Source organism: Rahnella woolbedingensis (genome assembly GCF_003602095.1).
Classification (GTDB): Bacteria; Pseudomonadota; Gammaproteobacteria; order Enterobacterales; family Enterobacteriaceae; genus Rahnella; species Rahnella woolbedingensis.
The window spans coordinates 1-26,295 of sequence record NZ_RAHH01000004.1 but is presented as its reverse complement, the minus strand read 5'-3'; the positions used below and the strand labels follow the sequence as shown (position 1 = coordinate 26,295).

The window sequence follows — 26,295 nt, the reverse complement described above, 5'->3', positions numbered from 1 at the left end:
GGCGCTGAATCAGTTAAGAAAATCTTACAACGTGAAGGCTGACAGGCTCATCAGGATGCCGAGGAACAGCACCAGGCCGACATAGTTGTTCTGACGAAAAGCCAGGAAACAGGCATCACGTTCACGTTTCGCAATCAGCTTCTGCTGATGCACAAACAGTGCAGCAGCCAGCAGCAGCGACCAGTAGAACGGCGCGCCAAGCTGCGAAAGATGACCGACAATGCCCATCAGCACTAACGTCGCCAGTTGCAGCAGGCCGATAATCAGCGTGTCAAAACGGCCAAACAAAATCGCTGTAGATTTCACGCCGATTTTCAAATCATCGTCACGGTCTACCATCGCATATTGCGTGTCGTATGCCACCGTCCAGCAGATATTGGCGGCAAACATCAGCCAGCAACTGAGCGGTACGCTTTCGCTCACCGCCGCGTAAGCCATCGGAATGGCCCAGCCAAACGCAGCGCCTAACACCACCTGTGGCAAATGGCTGACCCGTTTCATAAACGGATAAATCCATGCCAGCGCCAGCCCGGCCAGGGACAGCAAAATCGTCATGCGGTTGAGCAGCAGCACCAGCAGGAAGGACACCAGCACCAGCCCGACGAAAAGCATTTTAGCCTGTTTACCGGAAATGGCTCCGCTCGGCAGCGGACGGTTTGCAGTGCGTTTTACATGACCGTCAAATTTACGATCGGCGTAGTCGTTCACCACGCAACCGGCTGCACGCATAAAGAACACGCCCAGCACGAAAACCAGCAAAATCTTTGCCGAAGGCAGTCCGCCACCGGCGACCCACAAAGCCCATAATGTTGGCCACAGCAGCAGCAGCGAGCCGATCGGCTTATCAATACGCATCAGGCGGCAGTAATCCCGCCATGTGCCCTGCGTCATACTTCCTGACACTCTCTGTTCTCCTTGTTGATTCGTCTGACTCATTGCTGCCCCACCTTATTTTGCGGGCGATGCAACGGTGAGTCCGGCAGGAAAATTTCAGTCAGTAACAGCGGTTTATCTGAAAGCCGCAGACGGGAACGACGCGCCCATAAGTCGCCCTGTTCACTCTGCAATTGCCCTAAATGGATGTAATCGCGGGTCAGGTTATTACCGCTAAACAGATAGCGTCCGAGCGGCACAGTGCCCAAATCAACCAGTGCCAGATCCGGCCCGGTCAGCGTTTCTTCAGGAATGACTGTGCGGCCCAGCAACCAGGGTTCGGCATCCCCAAACAGCACGATTTCGCGGATCCAGTAACGGGCACTTTCCGGCAACTGCTGCGCTTCACTTTCACCCAGTTCATCGCGGCTGACAAAACATTCATTTTGCGGCTTCACGGTGACGGTAACACCCTGCTTTTCAAACCGGCGGGTCATGGATCCCATTTCCATCAGCCAGTCAGCCACATCCGCAGGCACCTGCGAGGGATCGTCAAACCAGTGGATCGGGGATTGTTCAGGGGAATGGGAATCAGACATCAACGGCTCCGTAATGAAGGTATTCATACCTCCAATGAATTATCTGCCCCGCATTCTAGCGCATGAATGCGAGGCAGTAATGGCCTGTTTTATTCGCGGCGCAGACGTTCGCTGTTGGCAAGGAACAGCGTCACGACCAGCACGAGGATGGCGCAGGCGTAAACCAGTGTGTCATAAGGACTTTTGTGGTCGACGATAATCAGACGGATAATCGCGGTAATACCGATGTAAATAAAATAGCGCAGCGGGAAGTGATAACCCGAGGAAAAATATTTGATAATCAGCGCAATAAACTCGAAATAGAGGAAGTAAATCACAATCCCCTCTATCAGCAGATACGACGAAGACTGGTCGTTATTAACGAACAACACCATGGCTAAATGATAAGTTTCACGCCCGATAAAAATCATCAGGATCGCGGCCAGTCCCAATAAGAAAACGTTCAAGATTCGCTGCATAATGACGGATATCATCATTGCGCGTTTTGATCCTGCCATGTGATCTACATCCCACTTTTGTTATGAATACCCGCAGAATACCACAGAGTCCGCACCGGCAAAGCGCCATTAAAAAAGGGTCAGCCGGTGAAAGCTAACCCTTTTATTTTGGCGTATTAAATACCTTTTTGCCCTAAATCATTCGGGCTGCATCCAGGCGGCAACTGAATGAATCCCCGGGAGCTTACATAAGTAAGTGACCGGGGTGAGTTCACGCAGCCAGCGCTGAAGGATGACGAGGGATTAACGCCAGTTTTTGAAGCGGTTGATCAGGCCGTTAGTTGAACTGTCGTGGCCGGTAACATCTTTATCACCCTCGAGCTCTGGCAGGATACGGTTTGCCAGCTGTTTACCCAGTTCCACACCCCATTGGTCGAAGGTGTAGATGTTCAGGATAGCGCCCTGAGTAAAGATTTTGTGCTCGTACATCGCGATCAACGCACCCAGGCTGTAAGGCGTGATTTCACGCAGCAGGATGGAGTTAGTCGGACGGTTACCTTCGAACACTTTGAACGGAGCAACGTGTTTCACGTCTTCCGGTTTTTTACCCTGATCGGCGAATTCTTTCTCGACGACGTTCAGAGATTTACCGAACGCCAGCGCTTCTGTCTGTGCGAAGAAGTTAGACAGCAGTTTCGCGTGGTGATCACTCAGCGGGTTATGGCTGATGGCCGGTGCGATGAAGTCACAAGGGATGATTTTGGTTCCCTGGTGAATCAGCTGATAAAACGCGTGCTGGCCGTTGGTGCCTGGTTCACCCCAGATGATCGGGCCAGTCTGGTAATCCACCGGGTTGCCGTTACGGTCAACGAACTTACCGTTAGATTCCATGTTGCCCTGCTGGAAGTAAGCAGCAAAACGGTGCATGTACTGGTCGTATGGCAGGATAGCTTCGGTTTCAGTGCCGTAGAAATCGTTGTACCAGATACCGATCAGCGCCAGCAGAACCGGCAGGTTTTTCTCAGCCGGAGTATTGGCGAAGTGTTTATCCATCGCGTGTGCACCGCTCAGCAGCTGTTCGAAGTTATCGAAACCAACAGACAGGGCGATGGACAGACCAATTGCAGACCACAGTGAATAACGACCGCCGACCCAGTCCCAGAACTCGAACATGTTGTCGGTATCGATACCAAATTCGCTCACCGCTTTACCGTTGGTAGACAGCGCCGCGAAGTGTTTCGCCACGTGTTTGTCATCGCCTGCGGTTTTCAGGAACCAGTCACGCGCGCTGTGGGCGTTGGTCATGGTTTCCTGGGTGGTGAAAGTTTTTGATGCGACCAGGAACAGTGTGGTTTCCGGTGACAAATCTTTCAGCGTTTCGGCAATGTGTGTGCCATCCACGTTGGAGACGAAATGCATATTCAGGTGGTTTTTGTACGGACGCAGCGCTTCGGTCACCATGAACGGGCCGAGGTCTGAACCGCCGATACCGATGTTCACCACGTCAGTGATGGCTTTGCCGGTATAACCTTTCCACTCGCCGCCAATAACGCGCTCGGTGAAACCTTTGATTTTCGCCAGAACTGCATTCACTTCTGGCATCACATCTTTGCCGTCCACGACGATCGGCGTGTTGCTGCGGTTACGCAGGGCAACATGCAGCACGGCGCGGTCTTCGGTGCGGTTGATCTTCTCGCCAGAGAACATCGATTTGATTGCGCCCTGAAGATCGGTTTCTTTCGCCAGCGCCTGCAGTTTGTCCAGCGTCTCGGTAGTGATGCGGTTTTTGGAGAAATCGACCAGCATCTGGTCTTCAAACGTGGCAGAGAACTTGGAGAAACGATCACCATCTTCAGCAAACAGATGGCTAATCTGCACATCTTTCATCTTGTCGAAATGCTGCTGCAGGGCTTGCCAGGCAGCGGTCTGAGTTGGATTGATATTTTTCATAGCAATGCTCTTAGGCTGAGAATAAATATGAGGTAACTGTCCCGATTGTATCCTGAACTTCCCGAGATGAGATGCCTTTTCTTGCGATAGGTCAGATCTGCTAAATCACAATGACAGAGAACAATATTAGATGAGAATCGTTCAAAATGTGGCGCATGGGCTGCGAGACCGTTGACAGACGCGCCATAACCCGTTATTCCTAAGCACCTAACTCGCGCGCGTGTCGCGTGAGCCAGAAGAGGCGCGTCGCCCAGGAAGTGTATCGGAGGAGCCGAATCCTACGAAGGTGCATCAGGGGGAGCGACGCCGAGGTCTGAAGCCCGCGGCAGGCATAGGATCGACTACAGGGGCTGAATCCCCTGGGTTGTCACCGGACATCCGCGAGGATGTCAACAAGGTGGGGCGCTTCTGGGTGTATCGTAGCATCTCTACGTCTGCCCCCTTCCCGCTCTCCCCTTGTGCCAATTCTTATAGAATTATGGAATAGATGGCCGTCTGGTATGACGACCCTGACACGAGGTTTTACATGAATTACGCAGCATCCCGCAACGCCAACCCGCAGCCTCTGGGCAACGTTATCGTCGCCAAATTCGGCGGTACCAGCGTAGCGGATTTCGACGCCATGAACCGCAGTGCAGACATCGTTCTGTCGCGCCCTGAAGTGCGTCTGGTTGTTCTCTCCGCCTCTGCGGGCGTCACCAATTTATTAGTCGAGCTGGCCGAAGGCAAAGAAGCTGAGCGCCGGGCGTTTCTGCTTGATGAAATTCGCCGTATCCAGAATGCCATTATTGACCGTCTGGAGAATCCGACGGTGATCCGCGAAGAGCTGGTCCGCATGCTGGAAAACATCGCCATGCTGTCCGAAGCGGCCAGCCTCGCGACATCAACGGCACTGACCGACGAACTGGTCAGCCACGGCGAACTGATGTCCACCCTGCTGTTTGTTGAAATCATCCGTCAGCGCAATGTGCCGGTGGAATGGTTTGACGTGCGTAAAATCATGCGCACCAACGATCGTTTCGGTCGTGCAGAACCGGACACGCAGGCCCTGAGCGAGCTCACCGTTTCGCAGCTGCAACCGCGCCTGCAGGACGCGCTGGTTATCACGCAAGGCTTTATCGGTTCAGAAGGCAAAGGCCGCACCACCACGCTTGGCCGCGGCGGCAGCGATTACACGGCAGCCTTGCTGGGCGAAGCGCTGAGCGCGGTACGTGTGGATATCTGGACCGACGTACCGGGAATTTACACCACCGACCCGCGTCTGGTGCCGGCAGCAAAACGCATTGATCGTATCGCTTTTGAAGAAGCCGCTGAAATGGCGACATTTGGTGCAAAAGTTCTGCATCCCGCCACGTTATTGCCTGCGGTACGCCGCGGTATTCCGGTGTTTGTCGGCTCGAGCAAAGATCCGTCGGGCGGCGGCACTTTAGTCTGTGATACCACTAATAATCCGCCGCTGTTTCGCGCGATAGCGCTGCGTCGCAGACAAACGCTGGTCACCCTGCACAGCCTGAGCATGTTGCATTCACGCGGTTTCCTCGCCGAAGTGTTTGGCATTCTGGCGCGTCACAGTATTTCCGTGGATCTCATCACGACCTCAGAAGTCAGCGTGGCGCTGACGCTGGATACCACCGGTTCCACCTCTTCTGATGCCAGCCTGCTGACTACTTCGCTGCTGACAGAATTATCCTCACTGTGTCGCGTGGAAGTGGAAGAAAATCTGGCGCTGGTCGCCATCATCGGCAACAAGCTGTCGCAGGCTTGTGGCGTCGGCAAAGAAGTCTTCGGGGTGCTGGATCCGTTCAATATCCGCATGATTTGCTACGGCGCAAGCAGCTACAACCTGTGCTTCCTGGTGCCGGGCAACGATGCCGATCAGGTCGTCAAAACTCTACACCGCAACCTATTCGAATAATATCGGGCGCGGTATCTGTGAAGACCGGGCCATGTGCCCGGTCTTTTTTTGTCTGTACTTTTGCAAAACAACAAAGACAAGGATCATCCTCAATGTTAGCCATAATAACCCGCCTGTTCCCGCTGTGGGCCGTGCTGTTATCCGTCGCAGCCTATTATTCGCCGGGCACGTTCACCCCGATCGGCCCTCATGTCTCCACCCTTTTAATGCTGATCATGTTCGCGATGGGCGTCACCCTCGAATTCGGCGATTTCAAGCGCGTTCTGTCGCGTCCGGGCCCGGTCGCCGCTGCCACTTTCCTGCATTATCTGGTGATGCCTCTGGCTGCCTGGGTGCTGGCAAAACTTTTCCATATGCCTGCGGATTTATCGGCGGGTATGATTTTAGTGGGCAGCGTCGCCAGTGGTACTGCTTCTAACGTCATGATTTACCTTGCCAAAGGCGACGTTGCGCTTTCCGTGACGATTTCTGCCGTCTCCACGCTGGTCGGCGTTTTCGCCACGCCGTTGCTGACGCGTCTGTATGTCGATACGCATATCAAAGTGGATGTGGAAGGCATGCTGCTGAGCATTTTGCAGATCGTGGTCATCCCGATTTTAGCCGGTCTGATTATTCATCATCTGTTCACGAAGACCGTGAAACGCATTGAACCGCTGCTGCCGCTTTTCTCAATGGTGTGCATCGTGGCAATTATCAGCGCCGTGGTGGCGGGCAGTCAGGGCTTTATTGGTTCCGTAGGCCTTATCGTGATTGTGGCGGTGATCCTGCACAACGGTATTGGTCTGCTGAGCGGTTACTGGGGCGGGAAGCTGTTTGGCTTTGACGAAACCACCTGCCGCACGCTGGCGATGGAAGTGGGTATGCAGAACTCCGGTTTAGCTGCGACGCTCGGGAAAATCTACTTCACCCCGCTGGCCGCGTTGCCGGGCGCACTGTTCTCGGTCTGGCACAATCTGTCAGGCTCGTTGCTGGCCGGTTACTGGTCCGGTAAGCCGGTTAAAAAAGACTGATTTCAGACAGTCTCTGAGACGTGAAATAAAAACGGGTGCATCCTCAGCACCCGTTTTATTTACTCATGAAAGCTGATATTACACCCGTTTCATATCGTCATTCGGTTCACGCATTTCATCTTCCTGCTCGTCCTGATCCAGCACGTTATACGCCACCGCACAGAACAGAGAATTCAGACGCTTCATGTCACCCAGCAACCCGAGGTGCAGCGAACTGGTTTCGATGCTTTGCACGTTATGCTGATGCAAACGGTCAACGTGGGCGTGTGCATAACGCCGGTCAAGAATACGGAAACGGTGCTTGGAACGGCGCAGACGCCGCGCACTGGTCAGGTCATTCGACAGGAAAACACCCAGACTCAGACGCAGGTTATCCAGAAGTTTTTCATGCAGGGCTTCCAGCTCCACCAGCCCTTCCGGTGAGAATGCACGGCGCGTGGCGTGGGATTTGGCGGTGATATCGCCGGTCATGCGCTCGATGATGTCACCGGCCTGTTCAAGGTTCAGCGCCATCTCAATGATTTCAGCCCAGCGGCGCGAATCATCTTCGCCCAGACCTTCTTTATTGATTTGCGCCAGATAAAGTTTGATGGCGGTATACAGCACATCCACATCGTCATCGAGACGCCGCACTTCGCGATCCTGTGCCAGTTTGCCATGCATCACTTCGCGGTTGAGGATCAGCATATGTTCCACGACGTCGCCCATGCGCAGGGTTTCCCGGGCGGCATTAGACAGCGCCAGCGTCGGCGTATCAATCGCGCTGACGTCCAGGTGACGCGGGCGCAGACGCGGATCGTCTTCCGGCACGTCGGCAATCATCATCTCGCAGACTTTTGCCATCGGCGCAGTCAGCGGCACCATCGCCAGACAGCGGATCAGGTTGTAGAACATGTGAAAATAGATCACCAGCTCTTCATCCGGTATACCGAGGCGCGCCAGCTGATTAGAAAGCGGCCCGATAAAGGGCAGCACAATCACTAAACCAATCAGTTTAAACAGCGTACTGCCCAGCGCCACACGTCGCCCTGCGGCGTTCATTTTACTGGCGTTAATCATCGCCAGCAGCCCGCTGCCAAGGTTGGCACCGATCACCAGACATAAGGAGACTTTGAGCGAGATAACGCCGGTCGCCGCGAGGGTGGCCGTCAGCAAAACTGCCGCGAGACTGGAATAACTGATGATGGCAAACACTGCGCCGGTCAGCGCATCCAGCAACACGTCACCGGTGAGAGAAGAGAACAGCACTTTCACGCCGGATGCCTGCATGATCGGCGTCGCGGCGCCCACAATCAGTTCCAGCGCCAGCAAAATCAGACCCAGCCCGATACAGACGCGCCCCATTTGTCCGGCGCGGGTTTGCTTACGGCTGAGGAAGAAGGCCACGCCGACAAAAATCAGCAGCGGGGAAAGCCAGGAGAGATCGAAAGTCAGGATACGCGCCATCACGGCGGTCCCGACGTCAGCACCGAGAATAATCACCAGCGCCGGTGCCAGAGCAACCAGCCCTTGTGAAACAAAAGAAGTGACCAGCAGCGCCGTCGCATTGCTGCTTTGTACCAGTGCGGTCACGCCAATACCGGCGACGAACGCCAGGGGCTTTTTCTCGACGCTGTTACTCAGAACACGGCGCAGATTGGCGCCAAAAACACGCATGATGCCGGTACGCACGATGTGCGTACCCCATACGAGCAAAGAAATAGCAGACAACAGATGCAAAAGGGTTAACACGAAAAAACAGCTCCATTAACGCCAGGCATAGACCGGCCATCCTGCCTGCCGGGCGTGCTTGAGCAGGATGGCGTCCGGATTCACGGCCACCGGCTGACCGACACGGGTCAGCAAGGGCAGATCATTATGAGAATCCGAATAGAAACTGGCTTGTTGCAGCAGGGAATCGTCCTGATTGATGAGTTCCATTAAACGCGACACTTTACCTTCGCGATAGGTCATCGTCCCCTGCGTGGCGCCGGTAAAGCGCCCGTCTTTAATTTCCACACCAATCGCCAGCGTTTCCTTAACACCGAGAAAACGGGCAATCGGCTGCACCAGATGCTCGCCGGAGGCGGAAATAATCACCGTCCGGTCGCCCTGTGCGCGGTGAGCGGCCAGACACTCACGCGCCTGCGCATAAATGCGCGGTGCAATAATATCCTGAATATAACCTGCGACCATCGCCGCCACGTCAGTTTCGCTGCGTCCGGTAAGCGGCACCAGAGTACATCGCATGTACTCCTGCATATCCATCTTACCCCGGGCATATTGTTGCATAAGCGCAGCATCTTGTTGCAGGAAAGCCTGCTCATCCGCCACCCAGCCATTCGCCACCATGTAGGCAGACCAGAGACTGGAACAGTCGCCGCTAATCAGGGTTTCATCGAGATCAAACAGCGCCAGTTTCATGCAACTTCCCGTAACGTAACAAGATCTAACTGTAGACCAATATCGCTGCCATCGGCGCGAAGTGAGGCCACAGAACGGTTTAAGACATCCACAGAAAGCTCGACACCGTGCGCTAATACACGATAGCGCACCACGTTGCCGAGCAGACTGTGACTGAGAATTTTAGCCGGAATGCCTTCATTGAGCTCACTTATCGTGACCGACTCCGGACGGATGGCGACGCGGCCCGCGTAAGTAATGCCGGTCAGCGCCATCGCCTGTTCAGCGCTCAGCAGGTTGTAGCTGCCGATAAAGCCTGCTGCAAAAGCATCCACTGGTTCAGTATACAGGGTTTCGGCATCGGCATTTTGGACGATTTGTCCTTTGTTCATCAGCACAATCCGGTCTGACATGGTCAGCGCCTCTTCCTGATCGTGAGTCACGAAAATCGCCGTCAGGTTCATTTCGCGCTGAATACGGCGAATTTGCTCGCGCAGATGCCTACGGATACGGGCATCGAGCGCAGAAAGGGGCTCATCGAGCAGCAGCAGGCGCGGCTGCGTCACCAGCGAGCGTGCCAGCGCCACACGCTGACACTGACCACCTGAAAGCTGATGCGGATAACGTTTGGCGTAATCGTTCATTTCCACCAGTTCCAGCACATCACCGACGCGGCGATGCAGGTCGCAAGCCGGTATCCTCTGCATTTTCAAACCAAACGCGACATTAGCTTCCACCGTCATATTCGGGAACAGCGCATAGCTCTGGAAGACCATGCCGATGCCGCGCTGCTGTGGCGGCAGGGGCACAATATCCTGCCCCTGAATCACAATTTTTCCGCTATCGACCGACGTCAGCCCGGCCAGACAGCGCAGCAGAGTGGATTTGCCGCAGCCGCTTGGCCCCAGCAACGTGACGAATTCGCCTTCTTCAGCCGAGAAATCAATGTTATTGAAAATCTGCGTCGGACCGTAAGACTTGTTGAGTTGAGTGACCTGCAAATACGACATAATCAGCTCTTTCCTTTGTTCAGCATGTTCGCCACCCAGGTGAAAATCAGGACAACCATGAAATAGGAGATGACCAATGCGCTGGTGAAATGGCCGCTGCCATTGCGCATGTTATAGAGATAAACCTGCACCGTTTCATAACGGCTGCCCGCCAGCAGGTTGGCGAACACAAATTCCCCGATCAGGAACGAGAACGACAGCAATACGGCGATCATTCCGCCCTTGCGTAAGTTCGGTAACACCACCAGCAGCGCGGCCTTCCAGGTGCTGGCACCGAGAAGATGTGCCGCATCCATCAGGTCGCGCAGATTGATGGCCTGCATGTTGTTGGAGATGGCACGATAGATAAACGGCAGCGCGATGGTGAAGTAACAGCCAATCAGGATCCACGGCGTACCGGTCAGCGCCAGCGGCTCAGCGGAATAGAGCTGCATCAGCCCCACAGATGACACCACCGGCGGCACGGCGAACGGCAGCAGGATCAGGATATTCATCAGTGCGTCGAGCTTCGGGAAATAGTAAGCAATCACAAACATCAGGGGCAGGATCAGCACCAGCGACAGGAAAAGCGTGCCGAAACACACCAGCAGCGAGTGCCAGAGTGCAATCAGGAAACGCGGATCGCTCCACAGTTCCACCAGCCATTTGAGCGTAAAGCCGCTGGGCAAAATGGTGGCGCCCCACTCCAGCACCAGCGCATACACCAGCGTCGCCAGCAGCGGCAGCATCAGAACAATCAGTAAAACCCAGATCACCACACGGTGGTAAATCGCTTCAGACCGCGACATCTTACGTTCCTTTTTCCGGCAATCAGCTGCGCTGACTGAGATAACTTTTACGCAATAGCCACTGATGGACAAGCGTGATAAACGCCATCAGCACCACCAGTAACATTGCCAGCGCACTGCCCATATTCGGGTCGAGAGAAATATCTCCCGACACCAGCGCAGCGATACGTACCGGTACCACGTTGAAATTACCGGTCGTCAGTGCGTAGACCGTGGCGTACGCACCCAGTGCGTTTGCGAGCAAAATCACAAAGGTCCCCAGCAGAGCCGGGAACAGAACCGGCATGCCGATATATCGCCAGTAACTCCAGCGCCCCGCACCGAGTAATGCCGCCGATTCGCGCCAGTCTTCGCGCAGGGCATCGAACGCCGGATACATCAGCAATACGCCAAGCGGGATCTGGAAATAGGTATAGAGCACTATCAGCCCGTCTTTCGAATACAGGTCGAAATGCTCCATCAGCCCATATTTGCGCAGCAGCAACGTCAGACAGCCGTTCAGGCCAAGCAGAATGACGAAAGCAAAAGCCAGCGGCACGCCCGCGAAGTTGCTGGTCATGTTGGTGAACGACATGACGAAATCATGAAGCTTTGTCGGGCCTAGCTGGCGAAGTGAGTAACTGCCCACTAACGCGATAATCAAACCGTACAAACTCGACCAGATCGAGATATCCAGCGAGAAACGCATCGCCTGTAAATAAAACGGAGAAGTCAGAATGTCGCTGTAATTGCCCAGTCCCCAGGCTTCATAGGTTTCGCTGTAAAAGCTGCTCACCGCAATCCAGGCCAGTGGCGCCAGCTGAAATGCGACGAAAAACACCAGAAACGGCAACATAAACAGCGCTGCAATCCACTTAGCTTTCATCGGTTATCCTTTAAAAGTGAAGGGATTCAGGCCAGTAATGCCGCGCAATGTGGCTTGTCGTGGGCAATATTAAGTATCTGACAAACGGTTCCGCACAGCTCAGTTTGCAACGGTGCGGCGTCTTTAAAACTGAACGCGCTGCCGAATACAAACAGCGGCACCTGGCGCTCTTCCGGCAAAATACCGCCGTGGCTGCGGTCATCGTTCATGCCGTGATCGGCGGTCACGATTACCTGATAACCCCCCTCCAGCCAGTCGCCCAGATAGCACGAAAGTATGCCGTCCGCCGTCCGCGCTTTGTTGCGGTATTGCGGCGTCGACAGGCCAAATTTATGGCCCGCGTCATCAATGTTCATCGGGTGGATCAGCAGAAAATCAGGATTGTGGCGACGGCGCAGGCTTTCTGCGTCGTCGAACAAATGTGAGTCAGGGTAGCCGTCGTCGTAATAAAAATGACCGTGCTGAATGGCCAGCGATTCATCGCTGGTATGGCGGTCACGCGGCGGGTCAAACGGCGTGCGGTTATACAATTCGCTGACCCAGTGATAAGCCGCTGCAGCCGTGGTCAGGCCCGCATCACGGGCATAGTGGAAAATACTGCGTTGTGTCGATAACCGGTCAACGTGGTTATGCACAATGCCACTCACCACCGGCGTGATGCCGGTGAGAATGCATTCATAAAGCGGCCGGGACAGCGATGGCAGTTCACACTCCAGTTGATACAAGCGGCCGCGTCCTGCGGCACACTGGGCCTGTAAATAACCCATTGCGTCTTTGGCGACCTGATAATTCAGACCGTCGAGTACTACCAGAATGCTCTTCATTACGCGTATGCCTTTCGTCTCAAACAGGTGTTGTAATTGAACCAATGCTTTCGCTGTCCGGTTTTTCTTATTAATTCTTAATGGCTTACTGCTGCATGTTGATCATGACGTTTTCCTGCCACAGACGAGGCAAGGTTTTGGCGCTCTTATCCCAGGCAGCCGGATCGGCAATCGGATGAGCATTTTTGTATTCGCTGGATGGCAGCAGTTTGGCTTTTGCATCCTCTGGCAGAGTGATGTGATCAGCACGGATTGGGCGGGCGTAACCCTGCGCTAAGTTAATCTGACCGGCATCTGAGAAGATGTATTCACGCGCCAGTTTGGCGGCGTTCGGGTGCTTGCCGAATTTGTTGATGATGGTGGTATAGCCGGAAGTGATGGAGCCATCCGATGGGATCACTACGTCAAAGCGGGTTTTATCAATTTTGTCGCGATAGCTCAGACCGTTGAAGTCCCAGACCACGCCAACCTGCACTTCACCTTTTTCCAGAGAAGCAATGACCGGGTTAGTCAGGCTAAGACGCCCTGCTTTCGCCAGTTTGCCGAAATATTCCAGACCTGGTTTCAGATCCTTTTCATCCCCGCCCATCGCATACGTTGCCGCCAGCACGCCGTTCGCGGCCTGCGCCGCCGTACTCACATCACCGATGGTGACTTTGTATTTGCTGTTCAGCAGGTCAGCCCAGCTGTGCGGCTCGTCTTTGACCTGAGACTTATCGATGATGAACGCGATAGTGCCGGTGTAAGCGAGTGCCCACATACCGTCTTTATCTTTTGCCCAGTCAGGCACCTGATCCCAGGTGGTCGGTTTATACGGCTGAGTGACGCCTTTCGACACCGCGACCGGGCCAAAGGCCGCCCCCACATCACCAATATCAGCGCTGGCATTGTCTTTTTCAGCGAGGAATTTCGCGATTTCCTGTGCGGAGCTCATGTCGGTATCGCTGTGTTTCAGGCCGTATTTGGTATTCAGATCACTCCAGGTGGCTTTCCAGTTTGCCCAGTCATCAGGCATACCGACGCTGTTTACGGTTCCTTCGGCTTGCGCCGCTTTGAGGAGTGCAGCAGGGGGTTCAGCGGCAAATGCCGAAGAAGCGGAGAGGACAAGCGCGCTGGTTAACACAGAAGCGAACAACTGTTTCATAACGGATGCTCCGGATGGTAGTGTGTGTGAAGTGCTGGTCTAGTCCAGCAAGAACCAAGCCAATCTAACGCTCAATTGTGATAATTATATGTCAGCGTGAAAAAGCAGCAGTTTTAAGCTTATAGCTGTTAACAGGCGCACATTATTGACACGACAAAGGGTCGGATTGGTGCAAAAACGCACTGAAATGAGGCTTGCTGACCGATGAGTGAATCGCAGACCACCCTTGCTGTCATCTGCAAGGCATTGAGCGAAAGTATTGCGACCGGGGCATTTTCTGCCGAGGGAAGGCTGCCTTCTGAGCGGGCGTTAAGTGAACAATTTTCCACTACCCGAATCACATTACGGGAAGCATTAAGCCAGCTCGAGGCGCAGGGGCTGATCTACCGGGAAGTACGCCGTGGCTGGTTTGTTTCCCCACCGCGCATTGTTTACAACCCGCTGCAAAGAAGTCATTTTCACGCGATGGCGAAAGACCAGGGACGTCATGCGCAAACCGAAGTCATCGATGCGAAAAACTGCGTTGCCAGTGAAACGGTCAGCCAGAAGCTGCTGTTGCCGTCAGGGAGCGAGGTGATTTGTATCCGCCGGTTGCGTTATATCGACAAGCGCCCGGTGCTGTATGTCGAGCATTACCTTAATCCGGTGTATTTTCAGGGCATTCTCGATGCGGATCTCACGACATCGCTGACAGATTTATACGCTTCCCGTTATGACATTCATTACGGACGCGTGCGGTTCGATATGGTGCCGACGTTGCTGCCTCAGGAAGCATCGCATGCGCTGAGAGTGGCTTCAGGCAGTCCGGCGCTGTTTATCACGCGTATTAACCGTGACCAGCATGACCGGGTGATCGACTGCGATCTGGAATACTGGCGCTATGACGCGCTGCACATTGATGTGGAAGTGAATTAATTTAAAGAAAGGTGAAACCGGACGAGGGCCCGAACTGCGCCATCCATGGCGCGGACGCTTTACTCTGCTGCCTGTTTTCACGTCCAGAGAGCGGAAGTATTCTGGATCAGTCGGCGTCGTAACCTAAGTTTGGCGCCAGCCAGCGTTCAACTTCGCCAATTGGCATATTTTTACGCGCGGCGTAATCTTCGACCTGATCGCGCTGAATCTGCGCCACGGCGAAGTATTTGCTGTCAGGATGGCTGAAATACCAGCCGGATACCGCAGCGCCCGGCCACATCGCAAAGGATTCGGTCAGCTGCATACCGGTGTTAGTTTCAACATCGAGCAGTTTCCAGATCTGGCCTTTTTCAGTGTGTTCAGGACAGGCCGGATAACCCGGAGCCGGGCGAATTCCCTGATAATTCTCGCGGATCAGCTCTTCATTGCTCAGGTTTTCTGTCGGCGCAAAACCCCAGTAAACCTTACGCACTTTCTCATGCAGATATTCCGCGAAAGCTTCGGCCAGACGGTCTGCCAGCGCCTTAATCATGATTTTATTGTAGTCATCATGCTGCTTGTCATACGCCTCAGCCAGCGCATCTTCTTCCAGCCCGCCGGTGACGGCGAACGCTCCCATGTAATCTTTTTTACCGCTGGATTTCGGCGCAACAAAGTCCGCCAGACAGTAGTTGGCGAAATCTGTTTTTTCCGTTTGCTGACGCAGATGATGGCTGACCACCAGCACGTCTGTACGGCGTTCATCGCTGTAGATTTCGATGTCGTCGCCTTTACGGTTCGCAGGGAACAATCCGACGACACCACGCGGGTTCAGTAGCTTCTCTGCGGAGAGTTTATCGAGCAGATCATTGGCATCCTGGAACAGCCGTTTCGCTTCTTCGCCGACCACTTCATCTTCCAGAATGCGCGGATATTTACCGGCCAGCGACCAGGTCATGAAGAACGGCGTCCAGTCGATGTAATTACGCAGCGTTTCAATGCTGGCTTCCACTTTCTGAATGCCCAGCCGATGGGCAACCGGCGGCGTGTAATCATCCCAGTCGATAGTCGTCGCGTTATCGCGGGCCACGTCGAGACTGACCGGCGGTGTACGCGGCTTTTTACGTGCATGCTGGATACGCACGGTGTCGTACTCTTTGCGCGTCCGTTCGATAAATGCGTCACGCTGCTCTTTTGACAGCAACGCAGATACCACGCCGACAGAGCGCGAGGCGTTTTGCACGTAGCAGGTCGCGCCACTGTAGTTTTGTTCGATTTTAACCGCGGTGTGCGCTTTGGATGTGGTCGCACCGCCAATCAGCAAAGGCATGGTAAAGCCACGGCGTTCCATTTCTTTCGCCACGTTAACCATTTCGTCGAGCGACGGCGTAATCAGCCCGGAAAGTCCGATGATATCGACGTTTTCTTCGATGGCGGTTTTCAGGATTTTGTCGGTCGGCACCATCACCCCGAGATCAATGATCTCGTAGTTATTACATTGCAGCACCACGCCGACGATATTTTTGCCGATGTCATGCACGTCGCCTTTTACCGTCGCGAGCAGGATTTTGCCGTTGGTCTGGCCCTTTTCCTTGCTGGCTTCAATGTACGGTTCCAGATAGGCCACCGCCTGTTTCATCACGCGTGCGGATTTGACCACCTGCGGCAGGAACATTTTACCGGCACCAAACAGGTCACCGACGACGTTCATACCGTCCATCAGCGGGCCTTCGATCACTTCGATAGGACGTGCAGCCAGCTGGCGGCACTCTTCAGTATCCAGTTCGATAAATTCGGTAATGCCTTTCACCAGCGAGTATTCGAGGCGTTTTTTGACTTCCCAGCTGCGCCACTCCGCCTGCTGTTTGTTCGCTTCGCCATCGTCCTTACTGCCACGGTATTTTTCGGCCATTTCGAGCAGACGCTCGGTACCATCGTCACGGCGGTTGAGGATCACGTCTTCAACGGCGTCGCGCAGTTCAGCCGGTAAGTCATCATAAATCGCCAACTGACCGGCGTTGACAATGCCCATATCCATGCCGTTGCGGATAGCGTGGTACAGGAACACGGCGTGAATGGCTTCTCGCACCGGTTCGTTACCGCGGAACGAGAATGAAACGTTGGAAACACCACCTGAAATCAGCGCGTGCGGCAGTTGTGCTTTGATATCGGCGCAGGCTTCGATGAAATCGACGGCGTAGTTGTTGTGTTCCTCAATGCCGGTAGCGACGGCAAAGATATTCGGGTCGAAAATAATGTCTTCCGGCGGGAAGCCGACTTTTTCCGTCAGCAATTTGTAGGCACGGCGGCAGATTTCAATTTTGCGGGCGCGGGTATCCGCCTGTCCGGTTTCATCGAATGCCATGACCACCACGGCGGCCCCATAGCGGCGAACCAGGCGGGCGTGATGCAGGAAGGCTTCCTCACCCTCTTTCATCGAAATGGAGTTAACGATGCCTTTGCCCTGAATGCATTTCAGGCCTTTTTCAATGACATCCCATTTGGAGGAGTCGATCATGATTGGCACACGGGCGATATCCGGCTCACCAGCAATCAGGCTGAGGAAACGAACCATCGCCGCTTCGGCGTCGAGCATCCCTTCATCCATGTTGATGTCGATGATCTGCGCGCCACTTTCAACCTGCTGGCGGGCAACGGCCAGTGCTTCAGAATACTTCTCTTCTTTGATCAGTCGTTTAAAGCGCGCAGAACCGGTGACGTTGGTACGTTCGCCGACGTTCACAAACAGCGTCTGGGGATCAATAGTCAGTGGTTCCAGACCCGCCAGGCGGCAGGCAACAGGAATGGTCGGTAATGCACGCGGCGGCACACCTTCGACGGCTTTCACCATCGCCGCAATATGCGCAGGCGTGGTACCACAGCAACCACCCACAATATTCAGGAAACCCGAGCGCGCCCATTCGGCTATGTGCTCCGCCATTTCTTTGGCTTCCAGATCGTATTCACCGAAGGCGTTAGGCAGCCCGGCGTTCGGGTGAGCCGTGACATAACATTCTGCAATACGCGACAATTCAGCGACATACTGACGCAACTCATCCGGGCCCAGGGCACAGTTCAGACCGAAAGTGAGCGGTTTAACGTGGCGCAGCGAGTTGTAAAAAGCTTCCGTGGTCTGGCCGGATAATGTTCGACCAGAAGCATCGGTTATCGTCCCGGAGACCATCACCGGCAAGACGATGCCCATCGCTTCAAACTCGCTTTCTACGGCGAATGTGGCGGCTTTGGCGTTGAGCGTATCGAAGACGGTTTCGATCATGATGAGATCTGCGCCGCCCTCAATCAGCGCGCGCGTCGATTCGCGGTAGGCTTCTACCAGCTGATCGAAAGACACATTACGGAAAGCGGGATCGTTAACGTCAGGCGAAATCGACGCCGTGCGGTTGGTCGGGCCTAGTACGCCGGCGACGTAACGGGGTTTATCCGGCGTGCGGGCAGTCCATTCATCGGCGCACTGCCGCGCCAGCCGCGCGGCCTGATAGTTAATTTCAGCCGACAGCGATTCCATATGGTAATCAGCCATCGCAATCGTGGTGGAGTTGAAAGTGTTGGTTTCGAGGATATCGGCGCCAGCAGCAAGATAACCGTTATGGATCTCGACGATCACTTCAGGCTTTGAGAGCACCAGAAGATCGTTGTTACCTTTAAGATCGCTTTCCCAGTCAGCAAAACGTTCGCCGCGGTAATCTTCCTCTTCCAGGCGATAGCTTTGGATCATGGTGCCCATGCCGCCGTCCAGAACCAAAATGCGCTCTGCCAGTTGCTTGTGTAGCGCTTCAACTCGATTTGTCACTTTCACCTCATCACCCGTCACTCACACCCGGCAAATTGTTCATTCATGCACCGGAAATTATGGTCAACATCCTAGCATACCTTCCTCAGCCAAAAGCCCGCGCAGACGTGAGACTTTTTCAATTCGGGAAGACATCCCGCAAATACAGTGCAACACATCGGATGAGCGCAAAGGCAGGTTGCGATCCATACTGTAAAAACGAAAACCAATTCCAAAAATGACTTTTATTCGCCAGCGTTTGGCGCATCTTACAAGGAACAGGCTCATGGCAATGTCCGTATCGGCTCCGGCCAAACGTGCTAAGAAAACCAAAGCCGCTGCCGCAACAGGCAGCGCCGCGACCGGGCAGGTTCAGTCCCTGACACGTGGCCTTAAGTTACTGGAATACATTGCTGAAGCGCAGGGCAGCGTAGCGCTGACTGATCTGGCCCAACAGGCCGGTTTACCTAATTCCACCACCCACCGCTTGCTGACGACTATGCAGCAACAAGGGTTTGTCCGTCAGGTTGGTGATCTGGGCCTGTGGACCATTGGTTCGCATGCTTTTGTGGTCGGCAGCAGTTTCCTGCAAAGCCGGAATTTACTGGCGATGGTGCATCCGATGTTACGCCGCCTGATGGAAGAATCCGGCGAAACCGTGAATCTGGCGGTGCTGGATCACAGTGATTATCAGGCAATCATCATCGATCAGGTGCAGTGTAATGCGCTGATGAGAATGTCAGCGCCGATTGGCGGGAAATTACCGATGCATGCGTCGGGTGCCGGTAAAGCGTTTCTTTCGACGTTACCGGAAGAACGTTTGGTGAAGTTGCTGCATAAAATTGGTCTGCACAGTTATACGCCGCTGACAAAAACATCTCCGGCAAACCTGAAACAGGAGCTGGCGGATACACGTAAACGCGGCTATGCCTTTGATGATGAAGAACATGCGCTCGGGCTGCGCTGCGTGGCGACCTGCATTTACGACGAGCATAACGACGCGTACGCAGCGATTTCTATTTCAGGCCCCCTCTCGCGGATAACCGATGACCGGGTGACGGAGTTGGGTGCGCTGGTTATTCATGCGGCAAAAGAAATTACGCAGGCCTACGGTGGCGGGAAACACTGACAGAAGGCTGATATCCCGCCGGAGTGTGGCGGGATGATGACGCACTTTAGCGACGGCTAAAGCGCTGGGAACGGCGATAAGCAAAGACATCTTCGACATGGCCTTCGCTGATCCGCTGCTGCAAACCGCGCCAGTAGTCAGCGCTGAACAGGTCGTCGTGTAGTGACTCAAAAATCTGAGCGAGACGTTTATCGCTGCACAGAAAATGCCGGAATTCTTCCGGAAAAACATCGCCCGGCGCAATGCTGTACCAGGGCTCACTGGCCAGTTCATCCTCCGGATAACGTGGCGCGGGGATATCGCGAAAATTTACTTCAGTCATGTAGCAGATTTCGTCGTAGTCATAAAATACCACCCGGCCATGACGGGTCACGCCAAAATTCTTAAACAACATATCGCCGGGAAAAATATTCGCCGCGGCCAGTTGTTTGATGGCATTACCGTATTCTTCAATCACATCATGTAGCTGCGCCTCACTGGCGTGCTCCAGATATAAATTCAGCGGCGTCATACGCCGTTCGATGTACAGATGGCGCAGCGCTATGCTGTCACCCAGATCTACGATTTTGGCAGGCACTTCGCGTCGCAATTCGGCCATCAGTTCCGGGCTGATATTTTTCTTCGGCAGAACAAAATGTTCGAACTCCTGAGTGTCAGCCATCCGCCCTACACGATCATGCTCTTTCACTAACTGATAGCAGGCCATGACCTGTGTTTCAGTGACTTCTTTCTGCGGTGCAAAATTATCTTTTATCACTTTGAAAACGCGGTCACTGCCAGGCAGAGTGAATACCAGCATGACCATACCTTTGACGCCAGGCGCAATAATAAAAGACTCGTCGGATTGCGCCATAAAGCGCAGATGCTCTCGGTAACACTCTGTTTTTGCATGTTTCTGGCAGCCGATAGCGCTGTAAAGTTCAGCGGTCGTTTTCGCCGGTAAAATCTCACGCAGCCATTCCACCAGCGCACCGGGCTGAGGGGCATAAACCATGAAATACGAACGGGCAAAACCGAAAACGATACTGGCGTCGTGACCATCGGTCAGGCAGGCATCAACAAACAGCTGGCTCTGATGGCTCAGATGCACCGGCAATAACAACGGAAATACCCGTGAACCCGAGCGGATTTTCCCGATGATCCACGCAGCCTTATTGCGATAAAAGATTTCGGTGGCAATCTCAATATCAGCACTCGCCAGCCAGTCTGTTGGAAACCGCTGCTGCAACGCCGTAGCCATATAATCTACGTCGCGGTTCGCATCTTCCCACGATAAACGCACTGGCAAATCATTAAGCACTTTTGATAATACTGCGATCAGATTGCCCTGAACCGGATACTGGCGTGACAAGGGACGGGTGCAAATTTGTGGTCGCCGGGCGGGCTGTTCGCTGAAAATAAACAGTTTGTCCGCCGTCAGATCACGATGTTTGAATATCCGGCAATAGACTGAATTAAAGAAACTTTCGGCGATTTCAGCCCGGGGATAATCAGGCAGTAATTCGGAGTAACATTCCTTTATGCGGATCAGGAATGCAGCATCATAAAAGTGCTGACCGGTGATGCATTTAAGCTGAGCGACGACCAGTCCGACATGGTGGTCATACAAATGAATACGCTGCTTCATCGCAGCCTGTACCGCCGGCCAGCTGGCATTTTCAAAGCGTTGTTGCGCCCCCGCTGTCACCTCGAGAAAACGGCCATACTGTGCGTCGAATCCCTGCAAAATAGTCTGCGCAATCAACAGTTCTATACGCATAATGGCGGCTCCATAAGGGAAAAGGCCCGGATTTCGCCGGGCCGACAGACAGTCAGTAACAGGCAGTCAGTGCGACGTGGAGGAGAATTGCTGTTCTTCGGTAGAACCGGTTAAGGCAGTCACCGAAGATCGTCCTCCCTGAATGATGTTGGTCACTTTATCGAAATAACCGGTGCCCACTTCCTGCTGATGCGAAGCAAAGGTGTAGCCACGGCTGACCGCTGCAAATTCCGGCTCCTGCACTTTCTCAACGTAGTGTTTCATCCCTTCGCCTTGTGCATAGGCATGTGCCAGGTCGAACATGTTGAACCACATGCTGTGAATGCCCGCCAGCGTGATGAACTGGTACTGATATCCCATCGCGGCCAGTTGCTCCTGGAAACTGGCGATGGTTTTATCGTCGAGATTTTTCTTCCAGTTAAACGATGGCGAACAGTTGTAGGCCAGCAGTTTGCCCGGGAATTTGGCATGGATAGCTTGGGCAAACCGCTGCGCCAGTTTGAGGTCTGGCGTGGATGTTTCGCACCACACTACGTCAGCGTACGGCGCATACGCCAGCCCGCGGCTGATAGCCTGTTCAATACCCGCATGCGTTCTGTAGAACCCCTCATGCGTTCTCTCGCCGGTAATAAACTGGCTGTCATAAGGGTCGCAGTCGGATGTCAGTAAATCTGCGGCATCTGCATCGGTACGCGCCACCAGAAGCGTCGGTACACCGAGAACATCAGCGGCAAGGCGTGCGGAAACCAGCTTCTGCACCGCTTCCTGTGTTGGCACCAAAACTTTGCCGCCCATATGTCCGCACTTTTTCACGGCAGCAAGCTGATCTTCAAAATGAACCGCAGCAGCACCCGCTTCAATCATGGATTTCATCAACTCAAACGCATTGAGTACACCACCAAAACCGGCTTCCGCATCGGCCACAATCGGCAGAAAATAGTCGGTATACCCCTGCTGACCAGGCTCAATGTTATTCGCCCACTGGATCTGATCCGCACGGCGAAAGGTGTTGTTAATCCGCGCGACCACTTCAGGCACCGAATTCACCGGATACAACGACTGATCGGGATACATACTGGAGGCCGTATTGGCATCGGCAGCCACCTGCCATCCGGACAGATAAATGGCTTCTATCCCGGCTTTCGCCTGCTGTAAAGCCTGCCCGCCGGTCAGCGCGCCGAGGCAATTCACATAGCCTTTTCGTGAAGCGCCGTGCAGTAAATTCCACAGGCGGGATGCGCCATGCTGGGCCAGCGTGCATTCAGGATTGACCGAGCCACGCAGGCTGATCACTTCTGCCGCTGTGTAAGGGCGGGTGATATTTTTCCAGCGCGGCTGGTTCCAGGTTTCTTCAAGCTGCTGAATTTGCTGAGTACGGGTCGTTTTCATGGCAAATGCTCCGGTCTTTTTATGTGTAGGGTAAGAAAACTCAGGCCAGCAGCTGATAGCCCGGCAGTGTCAGGAAGTCGATCAGTTCATCCTGTGTGGTGATTTTTTCCATCAATGCGGCGGCCTGTGTAAAACGACCGGCGCTGAAACGCTGTTCTCCCAGTTCCTGCTGGATCACAAGAATTTCTTCGTTGAGCATGCGGCGGAACAGCGGTTTGGTGACCGGCTGACCGTCATTGAGCGCTTTGCCATGATGGATCCACTGCCAGATCGACGTGCGGGAGATTTCAGCGGTAGCAGCATCTTCCATCAGCCCGTAAATCGGCACGCAGCCGTTACCGGAGATCCAGGCCTCAATGTATTGCACAGCCACACGAATATTGGCACGCATGCCCTCTTCGGTGCGTTCGCCGTGACAAGGTTCGAGCAATTGTCCGGCGGTGATTTCAGCATCTTCTTCGCGTAATACGTTCAGCTGGTTTGAGCGGGTTCCCAGCGCCTTATCGAACACTTCGAGTACCGTATCCGCCAACCCCGGGTGTGCAATCCAGGTACCGTCATGTCCGTTATTCGCTTCCAGCTCTTTGTCGGTACGGACTTTGTTGAGCACCCATTCGTTACGCTTAACGTCTTTGCTGGGGATAAATGCCGCCATGCCCCCCATCGCAAATGCGCCACGGCGGTGACAGGTTTTGATCAGCAAACGGGAATAGGCGTTCAGGAAAGGCTGAGTCATGGTCACCGACTGACGGTCAGGCAATACGCGATTCGCGTGATTTTTCAGCGTTTTGATATAACTGAAGATGTAATCCCATCGACCGCAGTTCAGGCCGACGATGTGATCCCGCAGGTGATAAAGGATTTCATCCATTTGGAAAACAGCAGGCAGAGTTTCAATCAGCACTGTGGCTTTGATCGTCCCACGGGATAATCCGGCGTATTCCTCCGCAAAGCTGAAGACCTGGCTCCACCAGTCAGCCTCATGATAAGACTGCATTTTGGGCAGGTAGAAATAGGGGCCGCTGCCTTTAGCCAGCAAGGCACGGTGGTTGTGGAAAAAGTACAAAACAAAATCAAACAGTGAACCGGGGATGGCCTCGCCCTGCCAGGTCACATGCTTTTCAGGCAAATGCAGACCACGCACACGGCAAATCAATACTGCCGGATCGGGCTTGAGCTGATAAATCTTTCCGGCTTCATTGGTGTGGCTGATGGTGCCGTTCACCGCATCGCGTAAGTTGATTTGTCCTTCGATGACTTTCTGCCAGTCCGGAGCCAGCGAATCCTCAAAGTCCGCCATAAACACTTTTACATTGGCATTCAGCGCATTGATCACCATTTTGCGTTCGACAGGACCGGTGATTTCTACGCGGCGATCTAACAAATCAGCCGGGATCCCGCGTATTTTCCAGGTTGAATTTTTTATGGAATGAGTTTCCGAAATAAAATCAGGCAGCGTGCCCTGATCTATCTTCTGCTGCACGGCAATCCGATCGGCCAGTAAGCGGTTACGCAGCGGGGTAAAACGCACGACCAGCTCGGACAAAAAATCCACGGCCTCTTCGGTCAGAATTTGCGCTTCGTTCTCACCAAAACGACGCGTGAAGCCAAGCTGACTGCGGGTAATTTGCTCTGACATCGTTTTTCTCCTGATTTATCTGCTTAATCTGCCAGACCGCTTCACTGAACAGATGCTGTTACGGTTGAAAACACACCGGAGATGCACTCATGATCCTGAGGCGATTTTTCTCTGGTCATTTATTGCCCGACAGATTTAAGCGTAATCAGGAATCTCATAAAATCAAAAACGATTTCCATTTTATTTTTAAAATAAAAAAGTGTTATTTTTAATCAATAAGATAGAGGGAAATTATTTTTCCATAAAATGGTAATGGGTTTCGAACAGGAGAGAGGCGCGTATAGAAGGCAGGGGTCAGACCAAAGGATCACAGGGATAAAAAGAGTGTAAACAGACGACCGTTAAGATCGTCTGCTCAAATATTAAAAAGAGAGTTACTCGAGGGTTGGATTCATCTGCCGCAGATCAAACGGCGTGATCTGATAAACGTAATAATTCAGCCAGTTAGTGAACAGCAGGTGTCCGTGACTCCGCCAGGTTGCCTTCGGTGACAGCTCGGCGTTATCCTGCGGAAAATAGTTGTAGGGCATTTCCGGCGATAAACCCGCCGCCACATCGCGCAGATACTCACCTGCCAGCGTTCCTGCATCGTATTCAGGATGGCCGGTGACAAAGGCCATGCGTTTATCTTTCGTGGCAAAGAGGTAGGCTCCCGCCTCCTCAGATTCAGCGAAAATATCCAGATCAGTATGCTGGCGGAGCACATCAGCCGGAAAATCTGCATAACGGGAATGAGGTGCCAGAAAGCTTTCATCAAATCCACGCGTTAGTAATGCCAGTGGTTGCAGCGTCTGATGAGGGTAAACCCCTGAAAGCTTCGCGTCGCGGGTCATTTTTGGCAGCCCGTAAAGCACATTCAGTGCAGCCTGGACCGCCCAGCAAACAAACAGGGTCGATGTCACATGCTCTTTCGCCCAGTGAATGACACGCTCAATTTCAGGCCAGTAAGCCACGTCGCAAAAATCGACCAATCCCAGAGGCGCGCCGGTGACGATCAGGCCGTCATAGTTGTCATGCTGAATGTCTTCAAAATCACAATAGAAGTTATTCAGGTGCTCAGCCGGGGTATTTTTAGATTCGCGGCTATCAATGCGCAGCAGCTGCACATCAATCTGCAGAGGAGAGTTCGAAAGCAGCCGTAAAAACTGATTTTCTGTCTCAATTTTCTTCGGCATCAGGTTGAGAACCAGCACCTTAAGAGGACGGATCTCCTGCGTTTTCGCACGTGATGACGTCATGACAAAGACGTTCTCATGGCGCAAGAAATTCACGGCTGGTAGTTCATCTGGAACCCGGATCGGCATAACAACTTCCTCACTGCATCCATTTATACGTTTAGACTTCTAGATAGCCGAAGATAACGGGTTTTGATTAAGATGTCGAGCGTGCAAGTGGTAAGTGAAAATGTTTCAGCTTCAGTTATTAATTTAGATGTTTTGGTTATAAATGATGAGAGATGAGGAGAAAGTCGCGATAAAAAACCGGGGTTAAATCGGTAGATATATGAACATTTCGAACAGGTTTCGAACAAAAACCACCAAATTTTCCATAGAAAAAAGCCCCGCACTTTCGTACGGGGCTTTTGTCTTTATTTGATGCCTGGCAGTTCCCTACTCTCGCATGGGGAGACCCCACACTACCATCGGCGCTACGGCGTTTCACTTCTGAGTTCGGCATGGGGTCAGGTGGGACCACCGCGCTACTGCCGCCAGGCAAATTCTGTTTCATTCATACCGCTCACCTTAAATCAGGATTGCACTACGAACCAATCTCGGAACATTCAGCTGAAAATCTACTCTTGCGAGCCTGTCTCTCAAATCAAAAACACCTTTGGTGTTGTAAGGTTAAGCCTCTCGGGTCATTAGTACTGGTTAGCTCAATGCATCGCTGCACTTACA

The 26,295-nt window shown here is 53.4% G+C and carries 20 protein-coding genes, 1 rRNA gene and 1 riboswitch; of the genes, 4 read left to right on the top strand and 17 right to left on the bottom strand.

Going from position 1 to position 26,295, the window contains the following annotated elements:
• Positions 1-24: 24 nt before the first annotated feature.
• From ubiA to pgi, 4 genes are all read right to left on the bottom strand, one after another.
• On the bottom strand, positions 25-891 hold the full coding sequence (gene ubiA, locus D6C13_RS03655; RefSeq protein ID WP_208642858.1) for a 4-hydroxybenzoate octaprenyltransferase: 867 nt from the start codon (positions 889-891) through the stop codon (positions 25-27).
• Positions 892-932: 41 nt separating this feature from the next.
• Positions 933-1,472 carry a chorismate lyase gene (gene ubiC / locus D6C13_RS03650; protein WP_120131481.1) on the bottom strand — a complete coding sequence of 180 codons (540 nt, stop codon included), beginning with the start codon at positions 1,470-1,472 and terminating at the stop codon, positions 933-935.
• 89 nt (positions 1,473-1,561) lie between these two features.
• Positions 1,562-1,969 carry a phosphate-starvation-inducible protein PsiE gene (gene psiE / locus D6C13_RS03645; RefSeq protein WP_120131480.1) on the bottom strand — a complete coding sequence of 136 codons (408 nt, stop codon included), beginning with the start codon at positions 1,967-1,969 and terminating at the stop codon, positions 1,562-1,564.
• Positions 1,970-2,212: 243 nt separating this feature from the next.
• Positions 2,213-3,859 carry a glucose-6-phosphate isomerase gene (gene pgi / locus D6C13_RS03640; protein ID WP_120131479.1) on the bottom strand — a complete coding sequence of 549 codons (1,647 nt, stop codon included), beginning with the start codon at positions 3,857-3,859 and terminating at the stop codon, positions 2,213-2,215.
• A gap of 228 nt (positions 3,860-4,087) precedes the next feature.
• A riboswitch (Lysine riboswitch) is annotated at positions 4,088-4,275 on the top strand.
• A 110-nt stretch (positions 4,276-4,385) separates the two neighbouring features.
• Between pgi and lysC the strand changes: the two genes are divergently transcribed.
• Together lysC and panS are read left to right on the top strand one after the other, a co-directional pair.
• A complete protein-coding gene (gene lysC, locus D6C13_RS03635; RefSeq protein ID WP_120131662.1) occupies positions 4,386-5,774 on the top strand; it encodes a lysine-sensitive aspartokinase 3 in 1,389 nt (462 codons plus the stop codon).
• A gap of 92 nt (positions 5,775-5,866) precedes the next feature.
• Positions 5,867-6,784, top strand: coding sequence for a ketopantoate/pantoate/pantothenate transporter PanS (gene panS / locus D6C13_RS03630; RefSeq protein ID WP_120131478.1), 918 nt, complete (start codon positions 5,867-5,869; stop codon positions 6,782-6,784).
• Between the two features lie 78 nt (positions 6,785-6,862).
• On the opposite strand, the gene D6C13_RS03625 is transcribed toward panS, so the two are convergent.
• The 7 genes from D6C13_RS03625 to D6C13_RS03595 all read right to left on the bottom strand — a co-directional run bounded on the left by D6C13_RS03625 (position 6,863) and on the right by D6C13_RS03595 (position 13,797).
• The gene (locus D6C13_RS03625; protein ID WP_120131477.1) at positions 6,863-8,515 is read right to left on the bottom strand and encodes a Na/Pi cotransporter family protein; all 1,653 of its coding nucleotides are present in this window, start codon (positions 8,513-8,515) and stop codon (positions 6,863-6,865) included.
• A 15-nt stretch (positions 8,516-8,530) separates the two neighbouring features.
• On the bottom strand, positions 8,531-9,187 hold the full coding sequence (locus D6C13_RS03620; protein WP_120131476.1) for an HAD family hydrolase: 657 nt from the start codon (positions 9,185-9,187) through the stop codon (positions 8,531-8,533).
• Positions 9,184-10,176: an ABC transporter ATP-binding protein gene (locus D6C13_RS03615; protein WP_120131475.1), complete on the bottom strand. Its 993-nt coding sequence runs from the start codon at positions 10,174-10,176 to the stop codon at positions 9,184-9,186. The genes D6C13_RS03620 and D6C13_RS03615 overlap by 4 nt, the downstream gene beginning before the upstream one ends.
• A 2-nt stretch (positions 10,177-10,178) precedes the next feature.
• The gene (locus D6C13_RS03610) at positions 10,179-10,964 is read right to left on the bottom strand and encodes an ABC transporter permease (RefSeq protein WP_113876665.1); all 786 of its coding nucleotides are present in this window, start codon (positions 10,962-10,964) and stop codon (positions 10,179-10,181) included.
• 22 nt (positions 10,965-10,986) lie between these two features.
• Positions 10,987-11,829, bottom strand: coding sequence for an ABC transporter permease (locus D6C13_RS03605; protein WP_120131474.1), 843 nt, complete (start codon positions 11,827-11,829; stop codon positions 10,987-10,989).
• A gap of 26 nt (positions 11,830-11,855) precedes the next feature.
• Entirely contained in the window at positions 11,856-12,653 is a 798-nt protein-coding gene (locus D6C13_RS03600) for an alkaline phosphatase family protein (RefSeq protein ID WP_120131473.1), read from the bottom strand.
• Between the two features lie 85 nt (positions 12,654-12,738).
• On the bottom strand, positions 12,739-13,797 hold the full coding sequence (locus D6C13_RS03595; RefSeq protein ID WP_120131472.1) for an ABC transporter substrate-binding protein: 1,059 nt from the start codon (positions 13,795-13,797) through the stop codon (positions 12,739-12,741).
• Positions 13,798-14,001: 204 nt separating this feature from the next.
• Between D6C13_RS03595 and D6C13_RS03590 the strand changes: the two genes are divergently transcribed.
• On the top strand, positions 14,002-14,712 hold the full coding sequence (locus tag D6C13_RS03590) for a UTRA domain-containing protein (RefSeq protein ID WP_120131471.1): 711 nt from the start codon (positions 14,002-14,004) through the stop codon (positions 14,710-14,712).
• A gap of 106 nt (positions 14,713-14,818) precedes the next feature.
• Here the strand turns inward: D6C13_RS03590 and metH are convergent, their stop codons facing one another.
• A complete protein-coding gene (metH, locus tag D6C13_RS03585; protein WP_120131661.1) occupies positions 14,819-18,502 on the bottom strand; it encodes a methionine synthase in 3,684 nt (1,227 codons plus the stop codon).
• Between the two features lie 271 nt (positions 18,503-18,773).
• Here metH and iclR point away from each other — a divergent pair, with 271 nt between their 5' ends.
• A complete protein-coding gene (gene iclR, locus D6C13_RS03580) occupies positions 18,774-19,610 on the top strand; it encodes a glyoxylate bypass operon transcriptional repressor IclR (protein ID WP_167457984.1) in 837 nt (278 codons plus the stop codon).
• Between the two features lie 46 nt (positions 19,611-19,656).
• On the opposite strand, the gene aceK is transcribed toward iclR, so the two are convergent.
• From aceK to rrf, 5 genes are all read right to left on the bottom strand, one after another.
• The gene (gene aceK / locus D6C13_RS03575; protein ID WP_120131469.1) at positions 19,657-21,369 is read right to left on the bottom strand and encodes a bifunctional isocitrate dehydrogenase kinase/phosphatase; all 1,713 of its coding nucleotides are present in this window, start codon (positions 21,367-21,369) and stop codon (positions 19,657-19,659) included.
• A 66-nt stretch (positions 21,370-21,435) separates the two neighbouring features.
• Positions 21,436-22,758, bottom strand: coding sequence for an isocitrate lyase (gene aceA / locus D6C13_RS03570; RefSeq protein ID WP_120131468.1), 1,323 nt, complete (start codon positions 22,756-22,758; stop codon positions 21,436-21,438).
• Positions 22,759-22,798: 40 nt separating this feature from the next.
• Entirely contained in the window at positions 22,799-24,397 is a 1,599-nt protein-coding gene (gene aceB, locus D6C13_RS03565; RefSeq protein WP_120131467.1) for a malate synthase A, read from the bottom strand.
• Positions 24,398-24,771: 374 nt separating this feature from the next.
• A complete protein-coding gene (gene metA / locus D6C13_RS03560; protein WP_120131466.1) occupies positions 24,772-25,701 on the bottom strand; it encodes a homoserine O-acetyltransferase MetA in 930 nt (309 codons plus the stop codon).
• A gap of 293 nt (positions 25,702-25,994) precedes the next feature.
• Positions 25,995-26,110, bottom strand: a 5S ribosomal RNA gene (rrf, locus tag D6C13_RS03555).
• Between the last annotated feature and the right edge of the window lie 185 nt (positions 26,111-26,295).

What these genes read in the sequence shown, in the direction of transcription:
- ubiA (WP_208642858.1), bottom strand. Translation starts at nt 891, where the DNA reads ATGACGCAGGGCACATGGCGGGATTACTGCCGCCTGATGCGTATTGAT.
- ubiC (WP_120131481.1), bottom strand. Translation starts at nt 1,472, where the DNA reads ATGTCTGATTCCCATTCCCCTGAACAATCCCCGATCCACTGGTTTGAC.
- psiE (WP_120131480.1), bottom strand. Translation starts at nt 1,969, where the DNA reads ATGGCAGGATCAAAACGCGCAATGATGATATCCGTCATTATGCAGCGA.
- pgi (WP_120131479.1), bottom strand. Translation starts at nt 3,859, where the DNA reads ATGAAAAATATCAATCCAACTCAGACCGCTGCCTGGCAAGCCCTGCAG.
- lysC (WP_120131662.1), top strand. Translation starts at nt 4,386, where the DNA reads ATGAATTACGCAGCATCCCGCAACGCCAACCCGCAGCCTCTGGGCAAC.
- panS (WP_120131478.1), top strand. Translation starts at nt 5,867, where the DNA reads ATGTTAGCCATAATAACCCGCCTGTTCCCGCTGTGGGCCGTGCTGTTA.
- D6C13_RS03620 (WP_120131476.1), bottom strand. Translation starts at nt 9,187, where the DNA reads ATGAAACTGGCGCTGTTTGATCTCGATGAAACCCTGATTAGCGGCGAC.
- D6C13_RS03615 (WP_120131475.1), bottom strand. Translation starts at nt 10,176, where the DNA reads ATGTCGTATTTGCAGGTCACTCAACTCAACAAGTCTTACGGTCCGACG.
- D6C13_RS03610 (WP_113876665.1), bottom strand. Translation starts at nt 10,964, where the DNA reads ATGTCGCGGTCTGAAGCGATTTACCACCGTGTGGTGATCTGGGTTTTA.
- D6C13_RS03605 (WP_120131474.1), bottom strand. Translation starts at nt 11,829, where the DNA reads ATGAAAGCTAAGTGGATTGCAGCGCTGTTTATGTTGCCGTTTCTGGTG.
- D6C13_RS03600 (WP_120131473.1), bottom strand. Translation starts at nt 12,653, where the DNA reads ATGAAGAGCATTCTGGTAGTACTCGACGGTCTGAATTATCAGGTCGCC.
- D6C13_RS03595 (WP_120131472.1), bottom strand. Translation starts at nt 13,797, where the DNA reads ATGAAACAGTTGTTCGCTTCTGTGTTAACCAGCGCGCTTGTCCTCTCC.
- D6C13_RS03590 (WP_120131471.1), top strand. Translation starts at nt 14,002, where the DNA reads ATGAGTGAATCGCAGACCACCCTTGCTGTCATCTGCAAGGCATTGAGC.
- iclR (WP_167457984.1), top strand. Translation starts at nt 18,774, where the DNA reads ATGTCCGTATCGGCTCCGGCCAAACGTGCTAAGAAAACCAAAGCCGCT.
- aceK (WP_120131469.1), bottom strand. Translation starts at nt 21,369, where the DNA reads ATGCGTATAGAACTGTTGATTGCGCAGACTATTTTGCAGGGATTCGAC.
- aceA (WP_120131468.1), bottom strand. Translation starts at nt 22,758, where the DNA reads ATGAAAACGACCCGTACTCAGCAAATTCAGCAGCTTGAAGAAACCTGG.
- aceB (WP_120131467.1), bottom strand. Translation starts at nt 24,397, where the DNA reads ATGTCAGAGCAAATTACCCGCAGTCAGCTTGGCTTCACGCGTCGTTTT.
- metA (WP_120131466.1), bottom strand. Translation starts at nt 25,701, where the DNA reads ATGCCGATCCGGGTTCCAGATGAACTACCAGCCGTGAATTTCTTGCGC.